The organism is Ekhidna sp., assembly GCF_963691765.1.
GTDB lineage: Bacteria > Bacteroidota > Bacteroidia > Cytophagales > Cyclobacteriaceae > Ekhidna.
Map to the genome: position 1 here is coordinate 2,664,577 of NZ_OY829375.1, position 22,265 is coordinate 2,686,841.

Sequence of the window (22,265 nt, forward strand, 5' to 3'; positions counted from 1 at the left end):
ACTTTTGTAAGTGAAGCATGATTTTGAAAAAGATACAAACCCACCTTCTTCATCGTTGGTGGGTTTCTTGGTTTTAGGGGGTGTCTGGTGTTATTATTTGAATGGATTCCGGTGATTTTTTCATCTCATCAACCACAATTTTTTTAACCCTTGAGTTTAGTTTTTTAATGGCTTTTTCCTGATAAGTAATGGATTTGAATGCCTCTGATATTTGTTTCTTTGGAGTAATAGGCAATCCCTGAGACAGAATTAGATTATATCTACTGTCTAAAAACATCTTATAAAGATTTATTACTTTGTTAGAAACTAGGTACTCTTCACTATGATAATTCATTTCTTTTTCATGTAATTCTTTGACAACCAAATCAAGCCTTTGAATGAGTTCAAGAATTTCAGTATTTAGATATATAATTGAATTGAATATGGCAATGTCTGTTTTTGAAACGAAGTTTCCATTTTTGATGAACCTTTCCTTGAATAGATACCAGTTGGAATTACTTTTTTTTGGTCTTGTTGTCATACATAATTCATCAAATCTTACAAGGTCCATGCGAAGGCGATCAAGGAGACTATAAAGTAGACTTCTTTTTTTATCCTTCCTCTCAATTTGTCTTTGTTCTAAAAGGGCATTTAATTGAATTCGATTAGCTAGAACTTGAAGCCTGAAGGATATATACACCAAAATGGCACTGCCTATTCCGATTATAGGAGCGGTAATTCCATTAATAGTTGTTCCAACGCTTTTATGATTTGAAAGATCCATGAAATCGAACGGAGCTGACATAGTCAATACTATGACTGAAGTCGGCAGAACAATAATCGAAATCAGAATGATAATAGTAAGATGTGTCTTTGTGCTATTACGCCACTTTTTAATTTCACTATCTGTCATAGTAATTCGATTTTAGGTTCTCTAATTAAAACTGAACTATTCATCTACTAAAATCAATACCCTGTTTTAGGTATTCTTCGGGCAAATTTCAGGAACTGATTAATTCACTTGTTTCAAGGAATTAATGGAGATAAAGGAGTTTATGGAGATAAACAGACGGACGAATGATAGGGGCTGTTTCGTCTTCTTACTTATCGTAAGTATTTGATTGATTTGAGCTTTTGTTTGGCTCTATCAATGATATCCTTTGAAAAGAGATGATGATATTCTTCATTATCATAAACGATAGCTTCAATTGTAAGGTCTAGTCTTTTTTCCTCACTAAGTCTTAAAAAACCTTCAGAAGTGTATTCTTGATTGATCAATCTTTCAGCTGCTTCAACAGCTCCAAGTTGGCTTAACATTTTAATAAATGTTTTTGGAGTGTATTTAAACTCTTTACACTCTTTGATCATTTTTTTAAATCTATCTTCTAAGTCTAGTTCAGTAGCAGGCATGAACGTAAGAAAAGAAAGAAATCAATCATTGTCAAGTATTGAAAGTGGCAGACGAACAGATAAGGAGGAATGAATTGTATATGTGTGTTTTATATGCTGTAATTAGTGTAGGTAGTCAATAAACAATTCTCTAGCTGTCTATTCGTCTGTAGTCTTTGTAGAAGACATTAGTTCTAATGATACGAAGGGCATCATAGTATTTAGTTCTAAAAATTCTCATTCTCAGAGAGTTAGAAATGAATGAAGTAAGGATGATAGGGGATATGCTAGAAAATACCACTAAAACGCAGACGAAAAGATGAGCAGACTCAGGTTATATATGTGGTGTAAATAATAAAGAAAGATCAGTCATAAATAAGATATACAAAAAACGCCACTATTTAAACTGTTGTTCCTTCATCTGTTCATCTGCTATTTCTATCTTCATTCTCAAATTTCATATACCTACATTTAAATAATGGATGAATTAGAATTGATTTCGATAGAACCAGACAAAAGTGTTAGATATTCAAAAGACTCATGGAATACAGAAGACTATATTGAGGTTGAGAGATCAATTATTTATTCGTGTCGAAATATAACTGACGAAGATAAAGTTGATCCTGAATTGGAAGTTAAGATTGACAATCTTGCTTTTCTTCTTGTAAATCTTAAAAATTACTACAGTATCCTTTCAGAATATCATCATATAGGGATACAAGAAAATTCAGCAATTAGAAGTATTGAAAAAGACAAGAATAGGATAAGAGAGATGCTTGATGAATTTTATCCTGAAGAGGTTTCTAACATAACAATCAATTTTGGGTATAAAGGAGAACCTGTTAAGATAGAGAACTCGATAATTGTAGATAAAGTATTCGGCTTTCTAAGAGGTCTTGATAAGACTGATTTGATTTTAAACAAAAAGAAAGCAGAAGCGAATGTCAGCAAGGCATCGGTAGTATTTACTGATTCTTGTCTTGTAGAGATTAGAGATTTCCTTGAAGAACATACAGATGCAAAAAGATCGAAAGGAGACATCTCAAATCGACAATGCAGGATAATTGCTAAGATGTTTCAAGCTATTGGTTTTGATATATCTAAGAATGAATCACTCAATGAGAAGTTTATACGGAGACGTTTTCAACTCCTTACTAAAAAACGCACTAACAATTAAGCTAAATATCTGATTATCAACTGGTACAAACTCTACTCGAACAAGGCTGGAGTTTGTGTCCATAAGGCATTCATACACTTCTCAATTTCACGTTAATGTTTCAAATGAAGCATGTCTCAGGGCCCGGGACTTTTTTAATTAAAAACATTATACAAATGTTTACAACTAAGAAAATCTCATTATTTAAAAACGTGAAAGCCAAGGAATCAGAAATGGTTTCGTTCGAGGAAGTATTCGGTAACATCAAATCAGGAAAATATCAAGAATGGCTTGATTTGATTAAAGAATTTAAGGCAGAAGGTAACGAGAATGATGTTAAACTGGTAAAGGAAGACCTTCCTTGTTTTACCGTATCAGGAAGATTTGAGGGACGTAGAACTACAGACAGCATTGTTGAATACAGCAATCTACTTGTTCTTGACTATGACAATGTTGACAATGTCGAGAAGTTGAAAGAGACTGTCATTCAAGATGAGAAGACGATGGCAGCATTCATATCTCCTTCGAGGAACGGACTAAAGGTCATCGTTAAGGTTGATTCTGATCTTGAAGATCATAAACTGGCATTCAATCAAGTGAAAGACTATTATGAAAAAAAGTTCAAGTACAATATTGATCGTAGTGGTAGTGATGTCACAAGACTTTGTCTCTTTAGTTCAGACCCTAAGATTTTTGTCAACTGGGATTCAGAAGTCTTTGTTGTTGACTTATTCGCAGATGAAAAGACAGTCAATAATGAGTCTAAGATTAAGAAGAATGTGGTAGTAGGAGATAATAGTCAAGAGTATCAAACAGTAATTGAAATACTCGACTATCTAAATGAAAATGGTTTATCAATTACGAAAGCGTATGACGAGTGGTTTAAAGTAGGTCAAGCCCTTTCAAACACATTCGATATTGAACTAGGTGGTAAACTGTATCAGAGCTTTGCAAAGCAAGCAGGGGAAAAATACGATTCCGATGGGACGGAAAGACAGTGGCAGAGAGCTATTAGTGACGATAGCAATGAAATAGGCTTTGCAACTATTGTTTATCTGGCACAACAGGTAGGCTTTCATTCCTTATTGAAACACAAGTTTTGGTTTGCAGATGACAAGGGTAAAGTAGGTATTGATCAACTGGCATTTGGTGAATACTTAGCTGCAAATGGCTTTGGAAAGACTGAATTTGAAGGTAATTATATCTTCATCAGAGTAGAATGCAACGTTGCACATTTTGTTGGTCCGACTGAGATCAAAGATTTCTTGAAAGAGAGATTTGATACTAAGGAGAAGTTTGGTGATTTCACAGGAAGAGAAATCTTAAGAAAGATGGTTAATGGAAGTAGTACTTACATGTCAAGAGGAACACTTGAATGGATGCCAACTTTAAACATCGAAAGAAACTGGGATGCAAAAGAGGAGTCATTTATTTACTACAAGAATGGAGCGCTAAAAATCACTTCTGATAAAACTGAACTTATCGATTATAGTAACCTTGGTAAGATTGTATGGGAACATGAGATTCTCGACAGAGAGTGGGAATATCAAGATTTCATTACGCAAAGTGATTTCTGGAGATTCCTCGAATACATTGCTAAAGACAAAGACAGGATTGATGCTCTACATACGAGTATTGGATACCTACTTCATAGGTATAAGGATCCAGCTCAGTCAGTTGCTGTTACATTCATGGAGGAACAAGAAAATGAGTTTGGAGAGGCGAACGGGGGTACTGGTAAATCTCTAATAGGTAAGGCTATTAGCAAGATCAGAAATGTAATAGAACTTGATGGTAAGAACTTTCGATTCAGAGAGTTTGCATTTCAATCAGTACGTCAGAATACGAATGTGTTAGTATTTGATGATGTAACGTTGAGATTCAATTTTGAGAGACTTTATTCAGCTATTACCAGTGATATGAGCGTTGAGATGAAAGGAAAAACTCCTTTCGTAATTCCTTTTGCTTATTCTCCAAAGATGCTATTGAGTACGAATTACGATGTTAGTGGTGGTGGCGGAACATCCGAAGAGAGAAGGTTATTTAAGGTTGAGTTCTCAAACTTCTTCTCATTAAATAATAGACCTGTAGACGTATTCGGAAAACGATTCTTTGATGAGTGGAAGGATGAAGATTGGAATCTGTTTGACAATGTTATGGTGTATTGTCTACAGAAGTTTCTTAGATACGGACTTATGAAGTACGAATTAATTAATGCGGATAAACGTGCTTTTGTTCAAAACACAAGCCATGAGTTTGTTGAGTACGCTGAGAAATACAAAGTGGGTATGAAGTATGAAATGCATCAAGAATTGAGAGATTACTTAAGTGAGATGCAACCTAGATTCAAAGATGTCTCTCAGCGTTTATTCAATAAATGGGTTAGATATATGATGAAAGCAAGGGGATGGGTGACAAAAGAGAGCCTAGGCACGAATAGAGACATTTCGTCTCAAGGAGCTAAGATGTATATGACTTTTATAGAAAAACCTGAAAGTATAGCTGCTTAGAAGGCAGCAGCTCCATGATCTATTAAACCACTCAGAGATGAGTGGTTTTTTATTGCCGGCAGACGAAAAGACAAAGGAATTTCAGTTTTAACTTCGAGGTGTTTACTTCTTTTCTGGTATTAGTTCGGATATATGAACTCCTAAACCTTCGGCAAGGTCAAGTAGATATTTATAACTTGGATTGATTCGTCCTTTTTCTACTCTGTTTAAAGATGGTTGTTCCTTATCGACTTTGTAGGCCAATTCAGTCTGAGTCATACCTTTCGACTCGCGAACCTTTCGGACCTGTTCACCTAGTTCAATAAGCCTGCTATCAACATCCTTTTCAGCCATACCGAAAATTGGTTGAAGTGGCTTGCTCTTTCTATAACGTATAAGTTATATTGGGATTTAATTTCTATAGAATATGAAAATCAAATCAGGAAACTGGATGGTAGCTGTTGTATTCGTTTCAGTTGCATACCTAGCTACTGCAGTTACATTAGAAGACTTCACTCTTGGGTTATTCTCATCGAGACATGATCATGATGGGTTATATATATCCAATCAAGGTTTGTTAGGATTTAACAGTGCGTGGGTGATAAGTGGATCTAATATCAGAGTAATTCAAAATGGATCAGAACAAAGAAGATGGATAGAGCAAGGAAATGATTACATCAAGATCAATAATAGTGGAGTAGAGAGTTACTTCTACTTGAATGAAGAAGGAGAATTTGTAGTAGCAGATAAAGAGATAGACTTTCTTGGAACATCAATGGACATAGGATTAAGGATGGTGAAGGTGAAAGAGGAAACTAATTACACTGTTAATGAAGTGATGGTGTTGTTGGATTCAGCTTATGGAGATTGATTAAAACGTTATTAATCAATATTTTTAAATTGTGTTTGTCACCACAGTTTAAGCAATGAAACTTCATAAGTCTTTTCAAAAGTATTCCGATAAATTCATATCATCATTTGCAACTAGAGCTGAATCTGAGAGTTACATACAGTTTACTAAGGAGGTGACTGCAACACTTCGTGGAGGAGAATCAGTTTTTAGCTATTGTCAGTTTGAAGATACGGTTAGTGTGGTTTCACTTGGTCGAGGAAATAATAGTTTTAAAAACTGTGTTTTTAAAGGCAATGTTCATTTAGCTCAAATGGGAAATTCTGTCCATTTTCTAAATTGTTATTTAGAAGGTGAAGTAATTTTCGAATCAAAAAATAGCACAGGTTTAATATCATTTAATGAATGTGAATTAAGTACACTCGTTTCTAGAATTAGCAATGGAAGTTTTCAAATAAGTTCCTCAACAGTTAAATCTATACTGCATGAGAACTGTTCAATTAGAAGACTAGAGCTGGTAAAAACCAAGGTTTTGTCTGATATTACTGGAAGTACGATAGAAAAGTTAATTATCAATACTGAAAGTAATATAAATGCAATCACAAGTAAATCCTTTGATAGTGTAAGTATTAATAGTTCTCAATTAAAGCTCGTTGAATTGAGTCAAGCTAAGAGTGCTACATTTAGTTCAGTCCATGCTAAATCTATCACTTTTAAATCAACAGAAAGAATTGTTCTTGCAAATTCAGAAATCGATTCTGTTTCATTTAATGAATGCAATTTCAATAATTTCTTTGTAAATGAATGTAACTGTGGTGAGTTCGTAATCAATAATCTAAGATATGCAGGTTCATCAACAGAGTTCTTTAAAATCAATCACCTTCTTGTATCTGGTAGTTTTGAGATTAATGATTCAACCCTTGGAAATGCGGTTTTTGAATTCCTATTAGTTCGATCAGCAAATGTCGTCTTTAGAAATTCCGATTATGCTGATTGGGAATTTAACAAAGTTGATTGGCCTACCGGTTATGAAATTGATCTTGGATACACGGGAATGCTTTCAGAAAATTTGGTTCATAGGGATTTCTATCGTGAGTTGAAAAGAAAGTGTATAGCCAATGAAAACACAATAGACGCTGCTTACTTTAAGAGTAAAGAAATGATTTTCCACACAAGATACATTGGTGAATTATCGAAAGAATATAAAAGAATACACGGACGTATAAAGTATTTAAAGAATGACCTTTTTTCAGAATGGTTTATACTTTGGACTAATAAGGTCTTTTCAGGATTTGGTGGAAATGTATGGAGACCATTATTACTGGGGTTAATCTTTCATTTACTTTTCTTCAATCTCTTCCTACTGGATTTCTCACATTTCGGAATTAAAGCTTTTTATCAGGGAGGCTTCGGAGTTGAAATGGCTTCTTCGATAAAAGGAGTTGTGAAGTATCTTGAAATGTTTAATCCACTACATTCTTTCGATGACAAAGTAAAACTTGGCATTGGTGCACTCTTTATGGATATAGTAATGAGAGTTTCTTCAGGTTATTTCATCTTCTATATACTAAGGGCAAGTAGAAAATTTGCCAAGTAAGGAGAGATAATCAAGTATTATAAAAGAGAGATTAAATGCAATGAAAACAATCAAATTTATTGTTCCAGATAGTTCTAATACAAATGATGAATTATGCTTAGGACAAAGGGTAGAAATTACTAGAGATCCTTATAAAGAACCATTGCCAGTCATTGGTATTTTAATAGGATTAGAAGTCAAACCAGCGAAAAAGCTCTATAAAGATGATCCACTTTATGATATACTAGTTAAAGTTCGCACTGATGATGAAACAGTTCGAACTTTCCATATCGGGGATGATTTTATAAAACCATTAAACATATATTAAAATGAAAATTAGATGGCAAGAAATTAAATCAAGATTGGCTGGGTTTTCTTTACCTGATTTTAATTGGGAGTATTCAACAACTGAAAAAGATTATGTAAGAGATTTAATAATAGAATTAGAAGATAAGCGAGTCCTGTATGCCGAAGCTGCGTTAGAAAGTATAGGAGGAACAATCCATTCAATAAACGAATTGAGGACAACACTAAAAACCTTCTTAAAGACAGTAGGAAATGGTACACATGAATTAGTTATAACTGCAAATGATATGCAAAGAGCATGTAGAAAATATCTCAACTCTGTTGAAATAATAAATACAGACGACACTAAATATATTTTCTTTCACAATTTGTCTTTTCACGATCAAGAGAGAGTTGGTTTAGCACTAGGGGAACTTAGGACTATTTTTGGTTTACATGTTGGAAAGCTATCTGTTATATACGAGATCGATATTGAAGAAGAACTGGCTTCCATAATTCCGATGAATAACCTTAATGATTAATGACATCTGGATTAAGTATAAAGTATTTTGGTAAGGAACTTGAGTCAATAACATACAATGATCTTGAAGCTTTTTTTGATTCAGAAAGGATAGAATCCAACACAATTGAGTTTAAATCATACAAAGAAAGAAAAGAGCTTAAAGAAGGACTTAAGAATTGCAATAAAGCTGTTTGTTCATTTCTGAATGCTGAAGGAGGTATTTTGATTTGGGGTACTCCAGAAACATATAAGAACAATGAAGGAGAAGACGTTTGCAAGGGAAGTCTTTGTCCAGTTGATAAGTTCTTTGAGAAAGATCAACTTGTAAATCAAATAAGCGATTCAATATCACCCTTACCAACTGGTGTAAGGATACAAAGGGTTGAGAAGGATTCAGGTTACATTTATGTGTTTGAGGTTGATGAGAGTATCGGAAAACCACATCAATATGATGGAGTTTACTGGGTAAGACTTGATGGTCAAAAAAGAAAGGCTCCTCACTATTTTGTTGAGTCTATGATAAAGCAGATCAAATTTCCGAGACTTGAATGTTATGCAAAAATCACAAGTGTTCGAAAACACGGTGCTTATAAGTACAACCTAAGATTAGGTGTTATTGCAGTAAACCAATCAATGCTACAAAACGAAGAAGGAACACTTTTACAAATAGTCCTTCAAAAAGCTAGATTCAGATCAAACCAATCCAAAAAGGTTGAAGATGAAATTGGATTATTACATTATGGCAAACCGTTTATAAGACACTACGATGTAACAATTGAAACAGGTCGACCCGATTTTAAATTCCTTTTGGCAGTAGGAGGGAAAAACTCACCTTTGAATATTAGCATCTATGAAGTAGACCCCTCACTTTATATTGAGGGGAAGCTCTCTGATCTGAGCTACATAATTAAGCTAACTGATGAGAATAAGTATTCTTTTGAAAGAACTGAAGATCCGGGCCTGAACCAACAAGAAATAATAGATGATTTCTTGAATAGGGATAAAGGCTAAACCTTCTTCAACTTCTCAGTAACCACATCCATCTGTTCATCTAAGTACTTCTGAGAAATCTTCACATACTTATGAAAGTCCTTTGAGTTAGGCGCATGACCAGATAACTCTTTAACAGCATACTCAGGCATACCTAAAATCAAGGAAGTAGTAATAGCTGTTCTTCTCATGGTGTGAGAGGAGATAAGATCATACAGTTTAAAGTGTTCTTTGGTTTCTTCATTCTTATAGATGACTATCTCTTGTCCTCGTTTATATCTGGTTTTGATAACAGGTTCATCGAATTTGCAGAATTGTGCAAGAGCTTTAAACTTTTCATTTATTTCACTTGTTGGAATTTTTCCAAAGATGGTAGTCTTGCGTTTTGACTCTTTCATCTTAGCAATATTCCTGTCTAATATTTCTACGGCGTAGGGAGGTAATTTTACTTTGGTTAGAGTATTTGTCTTTTTTGATTTGTTAATCAAGTAAACACTTTTATCCTCATGTTTAACATTGTCTTCAGTTAACTCCTTCAAGTCAGAAATACGAAGAGCAACAGTACATCCGAAAATAAAGAGGTCTCGAAATAGAGTTAATGAAGAAGGAAGAGAGGAGTTAAATTCTTCATCATAGATTAAATATGATAGTTGTTTTGGAGATAGAACAATAACTGGAATCTCTTCTTTAGGCGCATAAAATGATTTATGAAAATCACCTATATCTAATCGTTTCTCATGTTTTAGATAGTTAAAAAATGCTCTAAGCATTTTTACTCTTGAACCAACTGTATAATCGTAACAATCAAGTTCACTGTAGTGGTAATCCGTAAACACTTTATAGAACTGCTTATAATACTTATCTATTTCCTTGAAGTCATCAGGATTTTTTGAAGAGATCGTGGGGAGCTTGAAATCAATTCTAGTAGAAAGAATCTTTAAGTGCTTTCTCATCACTTTGTATTGATCAATAGTTCCTTTTCTAATAGCATGTCCATTAGCCTTTAATCGTGAATGAGATTCGGCTTCAGAAATGTACTGATCGAAGTATTGAAGAAAAGACTTTGTTTGAGGTGTTTTAACATGGCTATAATCGAAGTTTAGCCTTTGATTGAGTGATTGACGTAGAACCTCATTTGAAGGTGTTAAATCAGAGGAAATAAGATCAAGGTAAATCGATTTGATTTCGTTTTCGATCTTGTTCAGCAATTTGTTGATAGAAGAGTAAGAAGGATTGGAATTAAGCTCTTTAGCTCTTTTTTTCTTGAAATTCCAATGAGACGGACTGATTTTCTGTTTGGTTGAAAAAATGAAAAGATTGGTTGTAGGATAGCGGAAATGAAGAAAGATGAGTGTCTCATTGTTCGAGTTTCGATTATGCAGATAGAAGTTTGTAGTCATACAATTTCAGTTTGATTGAAATGCGACACTCGAGAAAGAAGGACTAACCTGCTACACAATAGAGTAGAAATCCTCTGCTGCATTTGAGCATATAGAAAAAGAAAATCACTTTATACATGCTAAAACACGCTTAGAGTCTAATGCCGCGGGTATCAAGCTGCAACAGTCGGTTTACAAAGCTGGAACTGTGGTAAAAGTGACTGACTATGTTGGTGAATTTATATATGAAACCGAATCTGGAGGCAGTAGGTCCTTATCATTGATTCAACATGAAGAAGGCCGTGTCATCCCGAACGAAAGTGAGGGATCTTACGACTATCAATACCACCTCAAGGATCATTTAGGGAATGTGAGATTGACCTTTAGTACTACGCCTGAGGAGTATGTCATATTTGAAGATTATGAAAGTACTGGTGATAGCGATTTTCAAGACTTGCATGATATCAGTCTTTCCAATAGAAACACCACAACACCGTATGCTAGCAATGATCGAGTGGATGCGTTGGGCAGTGGTGTTACTAGCTCAATGATTTTGTTGTCTATGAACAAAGGAGACACAATAGATCTTAGTGTCAATGCCAGTTATACAGATGCTCAGGCAGGAAATACGTTTTTGAGCATCGGTTACAACGCACTGTTTAATTCCTTTGATGGTGCCTTTGGTGGGGTTGAGGGTGTGCAATCCACATCAACAGATTTCAGCGATGCGCTGAGTAGTAGTCATATGACTGGCAAAGATGTTGAATCTGCTCCTCGAGGGTTCTTGAATTATATTTTCTTTGATAAGGAGATGAAGTATGTGAAAGCAGGCTTTCAGCAGGTCAGTACTGCAGGTCATACTTCGGGTCCAAATACCTATGAAGTATTGGAGATCAATGACATCATAGCTGAGCAGGAAGGCTACATCCTTGCTTACTTGAGTAATGAAAATCAAGAAGCTATTAATATTTATTTTGATGATTTTAAGGTGACCCATTCCAAGACGAATGTTGTTTCTACGCAGGATTACTATCCTTTTGGGCTGACGTTTAATGAAAGTGTGAGGGTGGCGAGTGCAGAGCAGAGGTATGGGTTCAATGGAAAAGAAAAGGATGATATTATAGGTTGGAATGATTTTGGTGATAGATTATATGAACCAGCTATAGCTAGATTCGAAACAATTGATCCTTTAGCAATGATATTTCAGAGTTATACACCATATCAATATGCCTTGAACAATCCAATTCGATTTGAAGATTGGCAAGGTCAAGGACCTGGAGATAGGGTTAAAATGGCAAGAACAATAGCGTCATGGAATATTCCTTACTCTATGGAAACTGGAGTAAACTCAACTTTTCGACAGCGAACTGAGATTACTACAATGGGTGCAGGATTGAAACATTTGGATTGTTCTGAATTTGTTTATAGAGTTTTGGAATCAGATGGACTTGTTGAAAATACTGGAGGTAATACGGCAAGTTTAACTACTGAATTTGCGAACTCAGAAAAATGGGTTAAAAGTAATAGTCCCGAAGCAGGAGATGTTTTCTTATGGAGAGATGAAGATGAAGGTAAAGGACATACTGGTGTTGTAACTGGAGTAAAAACTGATGATAATGGAAACATAATTGAAGTAGAAATTACCCATGCAAAAGGAACAGATTATGGAACAGTTACTGAAGTTAAATCGCTTACTTACTTTACAGAACATTGGGGGTGGAAAGGCTTTTTTAGGCCAGTTACGGAGTTTAGGCCTGAGAAAATTGAAAGAAAAGAAGATGAAACTTTAACCGAGTGGTTAACTAGAGCTAGTAACGCTCTTGCAAGGGCCACAGCAACAGCTGAAATTAAGCAGAAGAGAAGAGAGAAGAAGCAAAAGGAAAGAGAAAGACGCAAGAAGGAGAGAGAAGAGAAAAAGAATCAGTCTTAACTTTATGATATGAAATATTATTTGTTCATTGTATTCATTTTATTTGAGATAACTGTATCTGCGCAGGTAGTTGATTTAGGTAGTAAGGCCCAATGGGACTTGATTGAATTAAAGCTTTCCAAAGATCAAAAGAGAGAAAGCTTAAGGGGTATAGAAGGTGACTTGTTTTGGTATCTTGAAGACAACAAGTCACTTGAGCAAAACTTAGAAAATTTCCATTTTTTGGATATCAATGGTGATAGAGGTTTGGATTTTATCTATACAGGATATGCAGGAGCTGAAAATCCTTCTATCATTATTTATATGAAGGGAATGTCAGGGCAATTCGACAAGGAGTTTGAAACAACTGGCAAGCTTTTAGAAGTACAATTTTTAGATTTGGATAGCCCAGTTTTAGAGATAGTAGTGATGAAAAATGATGACTGTTTTGATTGCTTAGGGGTAAAAAATGTCTCAAAGTTTCAGTTTATTGATGGTGATTTCTATCTGATAGATGTTTACTCAATAACGAGGAATACTTTTCAGCCACCTATTACTTTCAAAAAGAGATTCACAGTAAAGAACCCTAAATACTATTTACGCTCTTCTCCTGAAATAATAAACGAAGGCTCTAAAGCAAGTTCTCTTTTTGGCAATGTATTAGCAGAGTATTCTGATGGTGCTACTGGGTATGCTTTAGCAAGCCAAGAGGACGAAACAGGAAGATTGTGGTGGTTTGTTTCTATTAATGCGAGTGAGTGTACTAACTCGTTGTTTAAGGAAAAAAATGGAAATTATTTTGGATGGATGAGCAGTAGATATCTAGAGGAACTTGATTAATCTTTACTATGGAAATAAATTAGGTCATTTAACAGAATAGGGTCACATTACAGAATGTCACTTTTGTAGTTTAAGCATGATTAAAGAGCGTTTTTAAATAAGAAAACAAGGGTAAATAGGTATTTGGCAAGGGATAAAATTGCTTAGACGGCTTTAAAATCATTCTGCTATTATTGCTGGTAAATACATGCTAGCAGATGACCTTCGAAAACTATCTAAGAACCAAGCGCTTTTCATCTAAGACGATACAATCAGTGCTCAACCTGATTTTTGAAATATGAGAGCTATTATTTTTCTTCTTTTTATTGCTTCCATTTTTAAAGGATATGGTCAGGTCTATGAATCAGTAAAGGATAAAACAATCTTTTTGGAAGATACTTTTGAGAAAATAGAAAAACCCTATATACGCATTGAGTTACAATTAGGTAGCGTTGTTATCTCAAAAAAATCGTTCCTTAGATTTTTCAATAACAAAAAATATCAAATCGATCCAATTGAATATATAAAGAATGAATTGGAATTTGAAGATGGTAGCTATGTAGCTCATTATTTAAGAAATGTTAAGGAAGTTGATTACTTGAAGGTGCTTGCTGAAAAATGCATAATAAAAAGAAAGGCTTTAGTTTTTGATACTGAAGGCAGATCTATAAAAAGTGTAATGATTAGAAAGTCTAAAGATTCATTAAACAATAAGAAAAGATCTGTTTTATTCCCAAATGGAGAGGAGTTTTTTGTTACTGATATAGTCTTTGGAGAATGAGCTCAGATGGTAGTTAAGAAATTGATTGGTTCAGGAGATTTGAGCATGTCAATTTCCATAATAAATAAAAGTCTTAGGATAGCCTTTTTGCTCTTACTGTTGGTTGCAACAAGTTGTAAAACCACTGATGATAACGAGGAACTTGATATTATTGAATGCGTGAATAAAAACCTTTTTGACTTTAAGATTGACTCTTTGGTTAAATATTCGGCAGAAGATTTAGTTCTTGTTTATGAAAATAAACAGATTAAGTCTCCATTTGTATTTAGATTCTTAGAAGAAAATTTAGATAGGCAAAAAAATGAAGGAACTCGATTTAATTCAATAGAATACATTCAAGTATCTGAGAATGTAATTAAGGTAAAATATGACTTAATTAATTGGGTGGGTGAGTGTTTAGGAAATTCAAATTATGTATGTATTGATTCATATCATTTAAACGATAACAGGATTTTTAAAATTGAACAATCTGTTGTTAATCAGGAAATAGCAGATTCAATTATGATATCTCATCAAATTGATTTTTTCGATTGGGCGGAATTAAATGATCACAAAATACATAATTCAAATGGATCAATTAATGAGGATATTTTCTTCTCTTCGTTAAAGACTTATTGCGATCAAAAATCAGACTGATATCATGCGTCTACTTTTATTACTTATATTAAATCTTCAGAGTTTTAAACATCAACAATGCAAAAATATTGACTGCATCAAAGAAAAGGTTGAAGCTATTGATTCAATTAATAGCTTTGATTCTGAGACTTTTGATGATGCTGATTTGTATTATGACTCGGACAGAAAAGTTCAAGAGGCTTTTAGCTTAAAAAATATAGCGGTAGTTGATTTAGTTAAGTACAAATCAAATGGAGAATTTAAAAAAATTACTGTTTCTTTTGATGCCCAGCAATCAAATCTTTCGTCAAACTACTATGTATTAGAAGATAAATTAATTTTTGTAAAAAAGATTTTAAAGTCTTATTCCGTATCTAAAGAGAGCGAGAGTTTTGACTCTTCCAAATTCCAGCTAATAGTAAATGAATATTATTTTTTTGATGATAAACTAATTAAATGGGAGAGTTCACTAGATCGTAAATATTTATCAGAAAGTGAAGAGGAGAAGAAAATATTGAATGACTTTAATATTTACTCCGAGTATTCAGAAGATTAATTCCTAAGCTGGCGCGAGCATTTTGCTCGTGTCCGCTAAGGACTAAATTCTAATAGCCTTATTAATATGTAAGAGTGAAAAATATCAATAAAAGAATCTTAGTCTACTTTATTCTCTCATTGCCAGGAATATTATCTCTCTTTAAGCCATATGAAGTAGCGATAATAAGCTATGACACTTTTTCATTAGTCATCGTTTCCGTCATTGTATTCATATTTATCTATCTGGTAACTAAGAAAATTTTGAATTGGGTTTCCTTAAGCTTAAGGGTAGTTTTCAAGCCTGTTTCTATCTTTTTTGTAGCGAATGGAGCATTATTTTTATTATCTGCTATCATTTATGGTCTGAATCTTTCTCTAGGAATTTTGTCCTTAGCTTATGGATTAGGAGTATTTTTTGGCGACAGCAGCTACTGCAACTCTTCCAGCTAGTATTTTGCATATGACAAGCAAGAAATTTATACAGTCAACTAGGAAACTTAAAACCGAAGAAATATTCTTACTAGAGAAACTTATTCTTAAATCAGGAGAGAATTTTGAGAATTGGGAATTCAACACCAGGGCTATTGATATGAATGATGATGGTATGGGAAGTATAAGGCTTATTTCTAACGATACTAATGACTCCAAAAGACAATTTGGGAAGAGAGTAAGTGAATTGATGTATGATGATAGTGATGGAGTAAGAGTTATTTTTTCTCTCCATTTGGATGGTAAAGGAATGCTTTTTGAATTGGATATTTGGAAAACAGATTTCAATGAACTTAAAACATATCCTAGTTCCTCATCAGACTTCACCTAGTTCTATTTAGTTAGAATGTTGAATATTTACGATTACCTATTTTATAAATTATATAGAGTCAATATTGAAATTGATAGTGAAAATGCAGGTTTCATATCTGCGATGCTCATATTCTATTTCACGTTTTTTAATCTTCTTTCTCTTTTTAGCCTCTATTTCTCATTCAATCCTGAAATAGGACAAGGCTTAAGTAAAGTACATGGTCTTATTGTTGGAGTTGCTTTGATCTCATTTAATCTATGGTATTTCGACAGTAAAAGAGCTAATGCAATCTTTGAAAGATTCAAAGAGGAAAAGCCTATTTCTAACATTTTTGGAAGTCTCTTTGTGCTCGGGTATGTTATATTTTCGATTTACCTATGCTTTTGGGTTGCGCTTCCGTTTGTAGGAGAAATTGTAAGAGAAAATTAATCAGGGGCTTGAGGGGATGAGCAGAAGAATTAACCATGAATGACGATAACTTAAGTAAGCAAATAGCCAACTATTTTAAAAAAAGGCTTCAGAAAACTTGGAAACCAGTGATAGCAATCACTTTCATAGTTGCCATTATTGTCATTGGTATGGCGGTATATTTTCCTGGTTCTGTGAGAGTGTATAATAAATGCAACGAAGCGGAAGAAATTAATACTATGAGCTTTTCTGGAATAATCATCGAAAAAAAAGATGCAGACCCTTATAGTAGAGTTCGATATTTAGTTATTGAATCGGAAAATGGAAAAGAAGACATTTTAATATTGCTTCATGATAATTTAGTCCATAGGAAGACGAGAAAAAGTTTTTTTTGGGAGATAATGAATGAAGGAGACTCAGTGAAAAAAGAAGCAGGAACTTTTGAAGTAGGTTATCAGAAATCAAATCAAATATGGGAAAAGCGTAATTTGGGTTTTAACCTTTGCGATTAATTGCGTGAGGCTAACTAAATAAAAATGAAAAATTCGCTTTGCATACTTATTCTAAACCTGTGTCTATTATGCAGTTGTGATAATGAAAAATCAGCTGAAACTGACTTGGAGATCATAAATAAAGTCAGTTCAAATCTGTTCTTGTTTAGAACTGATTCTTTGAAAAAATATTCAAGTAATGACATTGTTCTTGAACATGAAGGTCGTACTTATTCAAGAGAAGATGCATTTGTTTTACTAGAGCAGGGTAATATGAATTATGAAATGATGGAAACAAAATTTGATTCTATTATTATTGATTCAAATGTAGAGGGAAGAGTAAATGTTACAAGTACAATGTCAAATTGGATTGAAGAGTGTTTCGATGCTCCCAAATTAGTTAGAATAGATACATACTACCTTGTAAATGGTCAAATTAATAAGATTGTGAGATCTGCAGTAAACAGAGAAATATCAGATTCGCTTTCGATTGCAAATCAGCAACTATTTTTTAGTTGGGCCCGGTCAAATAATTATGATAGTCTATTCAATAATGATGGTTCATTAAACCAAAAGAACTTTTTCTCATACTTAAAAAAGTATTGTGAAAGTAAGAACCGATAGCTCCAATCAATACCCCTCACAGGCATCAATCCACTTATCTACGTCTTTCACGCCAATAAGTCCAGCTTCATTGCCCCAGGCATTGCCGATGTAAGTGAGCACCTCAGCAACTTCCAAGTTCGTAATTGGATTGCCAGGCATCATCTGGTTGTAGGTCACGCCATTTACCACGATCTCTTTGCTCTGCCCATTCTTGATGATACATGCAGCTCTGGCCATATCTTCCAGTAGGTAGTCCGATCCGGCAAGCGGCGGATACAGTGAAGCAAGTCCTTTACCATCTTGCTGGTGGCAGTTGGCACAGTAGGTAGCATAGATTTTAGCTCCTTGCACCTGGTACTGCTTCAGTCGGATCTCATCTCGTGAGCTTAGCGAAGATTTTTCTTCTGACTTTTCTTCCGCTCCACCACCGCAAGCAGAAATAAGCAGTCCGAACAATAGGGTATAGGCTAGTTTCTTCATATCTAAATGTTATTGGGCTTCAGCCGCTGGCTGATATTCTTTTAATAATCTTTCAATGTCATACATCAACACGTCCACTTGCTCCGGCACCGTTCCGTCGTAAAATCCTCGGATGCGTCGATCTTTATCTACCAGTAAAAATGCACCAGAATGAACAAATCCCCCAGGAGCATTGCTATCTTCATCGGCTAGCGAGATGTAGCTGCCCTCTGCCAAATCGTAAATATAGTCTTGGTCGCCAGTCAGAAATTTCCAAGTGTCAGAGCTCACACCTAGTCGATCAGCAAAATCTTTGAGCAACGCCACGGTATCATATTCCGGATCGATGGTATGCGAGAGAATCCCGAATGATTCATTGTCTTTATACTTATCATATACCCGTAGCATCTGCGCTTTCATCTTCGGGCAAATCGTAGGGCATGAGGTGAAGAAGAAGTCCGCCACATAGATGCGGTCGGAGAAGGTTTCATTCGTCACGATGCTGCTATCCTGATCTACCAGCTGGAAATCCTGTACCGTATGGTAGATGGTATCGGTGCCTTCGTAAATGGTGTTTCCTAGGAATGGAAGTCGCTCTTCTTTTGGTTGCTGATTGCAGGCAAAGAAGATGACAACTGGAAGGAATAAAGAGAGGTATTTCATTAATTTTTTAGTTGTTGTAACAACCTGCTAAGTGCTCAAATTGTGGCAGGTCAAATATCACATTTTTCTAAACTTTTTATAAAGTTTTATAGCGATCATTAGCACGACTGCAAAGCTAATAAGACCTATCGTGCCCCATATCCAACTGAGCGAATTCTTTAATACAATTAGAAAAACAACTGCAAAAAGAATCAGCGTGGCTACCTCATTGTACACACGCAGTTGAGTAGAAGTAAAGCGGGCAGAGCCCGCTTGTAGCTGACGAAAAATCATGTGACATCCTAAATGATAAATGATCAGCAGTAATACAAAACCTAATTTAACGTGCATAAATGGCATTTTTAGCCATGAAGGTTCGCTTACTATAAGAGATGTACCGAAGATGACAGTTAACACCATAGAAGGCCAGGTGATGATGTACCAGAGCTTCTTGCTCATCATTGCCAATTGGTTAGAAAGGATGCTTTTCTCGGGTTCGGCCTTTTCCAAAGCCTCCGTATGATAGATGAATAACCGCACGATGTAAAACAATCCGGCAAACCAGGTAATCACAAAAATGATATGTAGAGCTTTTAGATATAAGTAATCCATCTCGGACCTTTTTGATTATAATTGTTGTTAATCGTAGTTGTTGCAAATTTGCAATAATCCAGACATCCTAAGAACATGAGTGACGAAAGAAATTTATGGTACTTTGAAGATACTGATCTCTTCGAAGTATTATGCCCCAAAAAAACCCCGTATCTGGAAGACAAACATATTCCAGGTGTTTATAAAAAAGATGACTTCATCTACTTCAAAGATCAGTCATCAGAAAACATATACATGGTGTCGAGCGGTCGCGTGAAGATCGGAACCTATGGCCCCGATGGGAAGGAGATCGTAAAAGCGATCCTGACCAGAGGTGAAGTTTTTGGAGAGTTGGCGTTAGCAGGTGAAGAGAAGCGTCAGGATTTTGCCCAAGCCATGGACAACGATACACATGTGTGCTCCATGACCATTGAAGACCTGCAAAACTTGATGGTCGACAATAAGGAGCTAAATCTTAAGATTCTAAAAATCGTTGGTTTTCGCCTGCGAAAGATGGAGCGTAAGATCGAATCTTTGGTGTTCAAAGATGCACGCACACGCATCGTAGACTTTTTGAAAGAGATGGCTGAGGAGAAGGGACAAAAGGTAGGATTTGAGATGATGATTAAAAATCACTTGACACACAAGGATATCGCATCGTTGACCGGAACCTCTAGGCAAACAGTAACAACCGTGATGAATGAGCTTCGCGAAAAGAACCTAATCAACTTCGATCGTCGACGAATTTTGATTAGAGATCTCGAGAAACTGAACTGATTCATCACAGGGGGTTAAATTATTTATCACAATATGTGATTTGTCCGTTATTTGACCCTCTGTTGGCGCTGATTCTACGTTCTTTGATGAAAATTAAAAGACAATGCGGATCATTCTATTTCTATTTTTGATGGCAGCCCTTTTTGTAGGATCTGCCCAGGACAATTTACAGAACTATACTCCTTCAATACTTTTCGATAATGGCGACTGGGAGTACAAGAGTTTTCAAAACCTATACACTCAGACCAAATCTTTTGATTCCGGTGGTAGCAAAAAGGATAATGGAAGACGAGAGAATTTCTTCACTTCCATTAATCAATTTCTATATGGTGTAAATGATCAGATCAATGTTGGTTTCGATGTTTGGATTAAGCATGCAAGCCATTCAGCTGATACCATTTCTTCGCAAACGGCGCTGACAGGTTTTGGACCAAAAATCAAAATTGCTCCAATCAAAAGTCTTCCGCGTTTGTCTTTGCAAAGCACTTTACTATTTAATCTTGCGGATAATCCTGAAGGTAATTTCGGCGAAATACAATTTTTAGAGACCGACGCAACTTTATGGCTCAATCAGGTATTCTTTGATCTTCCATTGAACGATAAGTCACAGCTATTCTTCCAACAGGCATTTTGGTACCGTTTTGTAGGTGATGGTTCTTTTGCTGAGAATAATTTTTTACAAACTCAGACAAGTGTTTTTTATAGCTACTTTCCTACTTCAAGATGGACGATTTATGGTATGACAGAGTATTTCCCAACTCATTATGATTCAAACGATGGCGTACAAAAAGCTTCAGCATTCTTTTCATACTTTGTTCAGTCCGGAATTGGAACAAAATACCAGCTCGTACCTAATTTCATCGAACTAGAGTTCCTTTACACCAATTTTTGGCTAGGAAGTGAAGGTGCAGGTGCTGGAGAAACGATAAATTTGGGTATCCGTGTGATACGCCAAAAGTGAAGAGACTCCTACTGATTGTATGCATATTTAATTTAAGCCACCTGTGTTTTGCACAGGAGGTGTCTTCCATTCAGTATGAGGGATTAAAAAAAACCAAGGCGTCCTACGTTGACCAATTTGTGACTTTTAGCGAAGGAGATAAGCTCGATTCCGCGGCGCTCCTTGCTACTCAGCAACGGTTGGTCAACCTAGAGATGTTTTCAGATGTTAAGTTTCAAATAGAAGAAACGAGCTCTGGTGTCAATGTTACCTTTCAATTTCAGGAGCTATTCACACTCCTTCCAATATTTAGTTTCGGAGGAATAGAAGAGAATTTCTGGATCCAAGTGGGTGCATCCGAAGTGAACCTGGGTGGTAGAGGCAATAAGCTTACTACCTACTATCAGTATTACGATCGCAGCTCATTTGCAGCGCATCTTACCTTTAGCCGCATCAAGCAATCCAACTGGGGCGTAAATGTCAATCTCATTAAGTGGGCTACGCTAGAGCCGCTATTTTTCGACAACCAGACAGTGGAATACGAGTACGGAAACTACACCATAGGTGCAGACGTCATTCGCCATTTCAACTTTACTGACAGGGTAGAAGTCGGAGGAGCTTTCTTTACGGAGAGCTATCGAAAGTTTACCAATGGGTTCTTCGAAGGAGCGCCCGAAAAAGTAGACAAGAAGAAATTGCTTGGAAAAGCTACCTTCGTTTGGAATCGAGTCAATTACTTTTTCTTCTACCAGAGTGGGTGGCACAATCAACTAAATATCCAGACGGTGCAATCACTGGATGACGACCCACCCTTTTACATTGTCTTCAATGACGTTAAGAAATTCTGGCGAAGTGGTGAAAAAGGCAACTTTGGAGCTCGGCTACGCTTAGGGCTAAGTACCAATGAAGAGAGCCCTTTTGCTCCGTTTGTTTTGGATAGCTATCTGAACATTCGTGGAGTCGGCAATCGTGTGGATAGAGGGACTGGAGCTATCATCCTAAACGCTGAATATCGACATTCATTTGTAGACAAAAAGAAGGTGGCAATACAAGGAGTGCTCTTCTCAGATTCTGGATCTTGGAGAAATCCAGGAGGAAATTTCGCCGATTTTAGTGAGCCCGATAATTTTGTTCTTTTCGCCGGTGGAGGACTTCGATTTATTCATAAAAACATCTATAATGCCATCCTCAGGGTAGATTATGGCTTCAATCTACAGCAGACCAATATCAATGGATTTGTGCTCGGAATAGGCCAATACTTCTAATTTTTTT

At 35.5% G+C, this 22,265-nt stretch carries 27 protein-coding genes; 20 read left to right on the forward strand and 7 right to left on the reverse strand.

The window, feature by feature from the left end; genetic code table 11:
* Nucleotides 1-73: 73 nt before the first annotated feature.
* Both ACY650_RS12065 and ACY650_RS12070 read right to left on the reverse strand, forming a co-directional pair.
* A complete protein-coding gene (locus tag ACY650_RS12065; RefSeq protein ID WP_462247802.1) occupies nt 74-763 on the reverse strand; it encodes a hypothetical protein in 690 nt (229 codons plus the stop codon).
* Between the two features lie 320 nt (nt 764-1,083).
* Nucleotides 1,084-1,389 carry a hypothetical protein gene (locus ACY650_RS12070; RefSeq protein WP_462247804.1) on the reverse strand — a complete coding sequence of 102 codons (306 nt, stop codon included), beginning with the start codon at nt 1,387-1,389 and terminating at the stop codon, nt 1,084-1,086.
* Nucleotides 1,390-1,846: 457 nt separating this feature from the next.
* Between ACY650_RS12070 and ACY650_RS12075 the strand changes: the two genes are divergently transcribed.
* Both ACY650_RS12075 and ACY650_RS12080 read left to right on the forward strand, forming a co-directional pair.
* Entirely contained in the window at nt 1,847-2,545 is a 699-nt protein-coding gene (locus tag ACY650_RS12075) for a hypothetical protein (protein ID WP_462247805.1), read from the forward strand.
* 191 nt (nt 2,546-2,736) lie between these two features.
* Entirely contained in the window at nt 2,737-5,034 is a 2,298-nt protein-coding gene (locus ACY650_RS12080) for a BT4734/BF3469 family protein (RefSeq protein ID WP_462247806.1), read from the forward strand.
* 102 nt (nt 5,035-5,136) lie between these two features.
* Here ACY650_RS12080 and ACY650_RS12085 read toward each other — a convergent pair whose 3' ends face one another.
* Complete coding sequence (locus tag ACY650_RS12085; RefSeq protein ID WP_462247808.1) at nt 5,137-5,367, reverse strand: helix-turn-helix domain-containing protein; 231 nt, start codon at nt 5,365-5,367, stop codon at nt 5,137-5,139.
* Nucleotides 5,368-5,440: 73 nt separating this feature from the next.
* On the opposite strand from ACY650_RS12085, the gene ACY650_RS12090 reads away from it, so the two are divergent.
* The 5 genes from ACY650_RS12090 to ACY650_RS12110 are packed head-to-tail and all read left to right on the forward strand — an operon-like array spanning nt 5,441 to nt 9,258.
* Nucleotides 5,441-5,884, forward strand: a complete 444-nt coding sequence (locus ACY650_RS12090; protein ID WP_462247809.1) for a hypothetical protein — start codon at nt 5,441-5,443, stop codon at nt 5,882-5,884.
* 55 nt (nt 5,885-5,939) lie between these two features.
* The gene (locus tag ACY650_RS12095; RefSeq protein WP_462247810.1) at nt 5,940-7,460 is read left to right on the forward strand and encodes a hypothetical protein; all 1,521 of its coding nucleotides are present in this window, start codon (nt 5,940-5,942) and stop codon (nt 7,458-7,460) included.
* Between the two features lie 40 nt (nt 7,461-7,500).
* Entirely contained in the window at nt 7,501-7,767 is a 267-nt protein-coding gene (locus ACY650_RS12100; protein ID WP_462247811.1) for a hypothetical protein, read from the forward strand.
* Between the two features lies 1 nt (nt 7,768).
* Nucleotides 7,769-8,266, forward strand: coding sequence for a DUF6650 family protein (locus ACY650_RS12105; protein ID WP_462247813.1), 498 nt, complete (start codon nt 7,769-7,771; stop codon nt 8,264-8,266).
* Nucleotides 8,266-9,258, forward strand: coding sequence for an AlbA family DNA-binding domain-containing protein (locus ACY650_RS12110; RefSeq protein ID WP_462247814.1), 993 nt, complete (start codon nt 8,266-8,268; stop codon nt 9,256-9,258). The genes ACY650_RS12105 and ACY650_RS12110 overlap by 1 nt, the downstream gene beginning before the upstream one ends.
* On the opposite strand, the gene ACY650_RS12115 is transcribed toward ACY650_RS12110, so the two are convergent.
* Nucleotides 9,255-10,637 carry a tyrosine-type recombinase/integrase gene (locus tag ACY650_RS12115; protein ID WP_462247815.1) on the reverse strand — a complete coding sequence of 461 codons (1,383 nt, stop codon included), beginning with the start codon at nt 10,635-10,637 and terminating at the stop codon, nt 9,255-9,257. The genes ACY650_RS12110 and ACY650_RS12115 overlap by 4 nt on opposite strands.
* A 187-nt stretch (nt 10,638-10,824) precedes the next feature.
* Here ACY650_RS12115 and ACY650_RS12120 point away from each other — a divergent pair, with 187 nt between their 5' ends.
* The 10 genes from ACY650_RS12120 to ACY650_RS12165 all read left to right on the forward strand — a co-directional run bounded on the left by ACY650_RS12120 (nt 10,825) and on the right by ACY650_RS12165 (nt 17,602).
* Nucleotides 10,825-12,546: an RHS repeat-associated core domain-containing protein gene (locus tag ACY650_RS12120; RefSeq protein ID WP_462247817.1), complete on the forward strand. Its 1,722-nt coding sequence runs from the start codon at nt 10,825-10,827 to the stop codon at nt 12,544-12,546.
* Between the two features lie 9 nt (nt 12,547-12,555).
* Nucleotides 12,556-13,365, forward strand: a complete 810-nt coding sequence (locus ACY650_RS12125) for a hypothetical protein (protein WP_462247819.1) — start codon at nt 12,556-12,558, stop codon at nt 13,363-13,365.
* Nucleotides 13,366-13,642: 277 nt separating this feature from the next.
* Nucleotides 13,643-14,125 carry a hypothetical protein gene (locus tag ACY650_RS12130; RefSeq protein WP_462247821.1) on the forward strand — a complete coding sequence of 161 codons (483 nt, stop codon included), beginning with the start codon at nt 13,643-13,645 and terminating at the stop codon, nt 14,123-14,125.
* A 6-nt stretch (nt 14,126-14,131) separates the two neighbouring features.
* Nucleotides 14,132-14,761, forward strand: a complete 630-nt coding sequence (locus tag ACY650_RS12135; protein ID WP_462247823.1) for a hypothetical protein — start codon at nt 14,132-14,134, stop codon at nt 14,759-14,761.
* A gap of 4 nt (nt 14,762-14,765) precedes the next feature.
* Nucleotides 14,766-15,296, forward strand: coding sequence for a hypothetical protein (locus ACY650_RS12140; protein WP_462247825.1), 531 nt, complete (start codon nt 14,766-14,768; stop codon nt 15,294-15,296).
* Nucleotides 15,297-15,370: 74 nt separating this feature from the next.
* Nucleotides 15,371-15,727: a hypothetical protein gene (locus ACY650_RS12145; protein WP_462247826.1), complete on the forward strand. Its 357-nt coding sequence runs from the start codon at nt 15,371-15,373 to the stop codon at nt 15,725-15,727.
* 10 nt (nt 15,728-15,737) lie between these two features.
* Nucleotides 15,738-16,097 carry a DUF6984 family protein gene (locus tag ACY650_RS12150; protein WP_462247828.1) on the forward strand — a complete coding sequence of 120 codons (360 nt, stop codon included), beginning with the start codon at nt 15,738-15,740 and terminating at the stop codon, nt 16,095-16,097.
* A gap of 15 nt (nt 16,098-16,112) precedes the next feature.
* Nucleotides 16,113-16,508 (forward strand): hypothetical protein, encoded by a 396-nt coding sequence (locus tag ACY650_RS12155; protein ID WP_462247829.1) that lies wholly within the window; start codon nt 16,113-16,115, stop codon nt 16,506-16,508.
* 35 nt (nt 16,509-16,543) lie between these two features.
* A complete protein-coding gene (locus tag ACY650_RS12160; RefSeq protein WP_462247830.1) occupies nt 16,544-16,999 on the forward strand; it encodes a hypothetical protein in 456 nt (151 codons plus the stop codon).
* Between the two features lie 24 nt (nt 17,000-17,023).
* Nucleotides 17,024-17,602 carry a hypothetical protein gene (locus tag ACY650_RS12165; protein ID WP_462247832.1) on the forward strand — a complete coding sequence of 193 codons (579 nt, stop codon included), beginning with the start codon at nt 17,024-17,026 and terminating at the stop codon, nt 17,600-17,602.
* Between the two features lie 6 nt (nt 17,603-17,608).
* Here ACY650_RS12165 and ACY650_RS12170 read toward each other — a convergent pair whose 3' ends face one another.
* From ACY650_RS12170 to ACY650_RS12180, 3 genes are read right to left on the reverse strand one after another with little or no spacing between them, the layout of a single operon-like run.
* Entirely contained in the window at nt 17,609-18,064 is a 456-nt protein-coding gene (locus tag ACY650_RS12170; protein WP_462247833.1) for a c-type cytochrome, read from the reverse strand.
* 9 nt (nt 18,065-18,073) lie between these two features.
* Nucleotides 18,074-18,706 carry an SCO family protein gene (locus ACY650_RS12175; protein WP_462247834.1) on the reverse strand — a complete coding sequence of 211 codons (633 nt, stop codon included), beginning with the start codon at nt 18,704-18,706 and terminating at the stop codon, nt 18,074-18,076.
* 57 nt (nt 18,707-18,763) lie between these two features.
* Nucleotides 18,764-19,297 carry a CopD family protein gene (locus ACY650_RS12180; RefSeq protein ID WP_462247836.1) on the reverse strand — a complete coding sequence of 178 codons (534 nt, stop codon included), beginning with the start codon at nt 19,295-19,297 and terminating at the stop codon, nt 18,764-18,766.
* 75 nt (nt 19,298-19,372) lie between these two features.
* Here ACY650_RS12180 and ACY650_RS12185 point away from each other — a divergent pair, with 75 nt between their 5' ends.
* From ACY650_RS12185 to ACY650_RS12195, 3 genes are all read left to right on the forward strand, one after another.
* A complete protein-coding gene (locus ACY650_RS12185; protein ID WP_462247837.1) occupies nt 19,373-20,053 on the forward strand; it encodes a Crp/Fnr family transcriptional regulator in 681 nt (226 codons plus the stop codon).
* Between the two features lie 103 nt (nt 20,054-20,156).
* Nucleotides 20,157-21,014: a hypothetical protein gene (locus ACY650_RS12190; RefSeq protein ID WP_462247839.1), complete on the forward strand. Its 858-nt coding sequence runs from the start codon at nt 20,157-20,159 to the stop codon at nt 21,012-21,014.
* Nucleotides 21,011-22,258: a POTRA domain-containing protein gene (locus ACY650_RS12195; protein WP_462247840.1), complete on the forward strand. Its 1,248-nt coding sequence runs from the start codon at nt 21,011-21,013 to the stop codon at nt 22,256-22,258. The genes ACY650_RS12190 and ACY650_RS12195 overlap by 4 nt, the downstream gene beginning before the upstream one ends.
* The last annotated feature ends 7 nt before the right edge of the window (nt 22,259-22,265 follow it).

Bases quoted from the DNA above. Each gene is read 5' to 3' on its own strand.
- ACY650_RS12185 (WP_462247837.1), top strand. From the start codon at position 19,373: ATGAGTGACGAAAGAAATTTATGGTACTTTGAAGATACTGATCTCTTC.
- ACY650_RS12115 (WP_462247815.1), bottom strand. From the start codon at position 10,637: ATGACTACAAACTTCTATCTGCATAATCGAAACTCGAACAATGAGACA.
- ACY650_RS12175 (WP_462247834.1), bottom strand. From the start codon at position 18,706: ATGAAATACCTCTCTTTATTCCTTCCAGTTGTCATCTTCTTTGCCTGC.
- ACY650_RS12165 (WP_462247832.1), top strand. From the start codon at position 17,024: ATGAAAAATTCGCTTTGCATACTTATTCTAAACCTGTGTCTATTATGC.
- ACY650_RS12130 (WP_462247821.1), top strand. From the start codon at position 13,643: ATGAGAGCTATTATTTTTCTTCTTTTTATTGCTTCCATTTTTAAAGGA.
- ACY650_RS12155 (WP_462247829.1), top strand. From the start codon at position 16,113: ATGTTGAATATTTACGATTACCTATTTTATAAATTATATAGAGTCAAT.
- ACY650_RS12105 (WP_462247813.1), top strand. From the start codon at position 7,769: ATGAAAATTAGATGGCAAGAAATTAAATCAAGATTGGCTGGGTTTTCT.
- ACY650_RS12095 (WP_462247810.1), top strand. From the start codon at position 5,940: ATGAAACTTCATAAGTCTTTTCAAAAGTATTCCGATAAATTCATATCA.
- ACY650_RS12100 (WP_462247811.1), top strand. From the start codon at position 7,501: ATGAAAACAATCAAATTTATTGTTCCAGATAGTTCTAATACAAATGAT.
- ACY650_RS12140 (WP_462247825.1), top strand. From the start codon at position 14,766: ATGCGTCTACTTTTATTACTTATATTAAATCTTCAGAGTTTTAAACAT.
- ACY650_RS12180 (WP_462247836.1), bottom strand. From the start codon at position 19,297: ATGGATTACTTATATCTAAAAGCTCTACATATCATTTTTGTGATTACC.
- ACY650_RS12075 (WP_462247805.1), top strand. From the start codon at position 1,847: ATGGATGAATTAGAATTGATTTCGATAGAACCAGACAAAAGTGTTAGA.
- ACY650_RS12090 (WP_462247809.1), top strand. From the start codon at position 5,441: ATGAAAATCAAATCAGGAAACTGGATGGTAGCTGTTGTATTCGTTTCA.
- ACY650_RS12110 (WP_462247814.1), top strand. From the start codon at position 8,266: ATGACATCTGGATTAAGTATAAAGTATTTTGGTAAGGAACTTGAGTCA.
- ACY650_RS12150 (WP_462247828.1), top strand. From the start codon at position 15,738: ATGACAAGCAAGAAATTTATACAGTCAACTAGGAAACTTAAAACCGAA.
- ACY650_RS12065 (WP_462247802.1), bottom strand. From the start codon at position 763: ATGGATCTTTCAAATCATAAAAGCGTTGGAACAACTATTAATGGAATT.
- ACY650_RS12160 (WP_462247830.1), top strand. From the start codon at position 16,544: ATGAATGACGATAACTTAAGTAAGCAAATAGCCAACTATTTTAAAAAA.
- ACY650_RS12135 (WP_462247823.1), top strand. From the start codon at position 14,132: ATGGTAGTTAAGAAATTGATTGGTTCAGGAGATTTGAGCATGTCAATT.
- ACY650_RS12170 (WP_462247833.1), bottom strand. From the start codon at position 18,064: ATGAAGAAACTAGCCTATACCCTATTGTTCGGACTGCTTATTTCTGCT.
- ACY650_RS12125 (WP_462247819.1), top strand. From the start codon at position 12,556: ATGAAATATTATTTGTTCATTGTATTCATTTTATTTGAGATAACTGTA.
- ACY650_RS12190 (WP_462247839.1), top strand. From the start codon at position 20,157: ATGCGGATCATTCTATTTCTATTTTTGATGGCAGCCCTTTTTGTAGGA.
- ACY650_RS12085 (WP_462247808.1), bottom strand. From the start codon at position 5,367: ATGGCTGAAAAGGATGTTGATAGCAGGCTTATTGAACTAGGTGAACAG.
- ACY650_RS12070 (WP_462247804.1), bottom strand. From the start codon at position 1,389: ATGCCTGCTACTGAACTAGACTTAGAAGATAGATTTAAAAAAATGATC.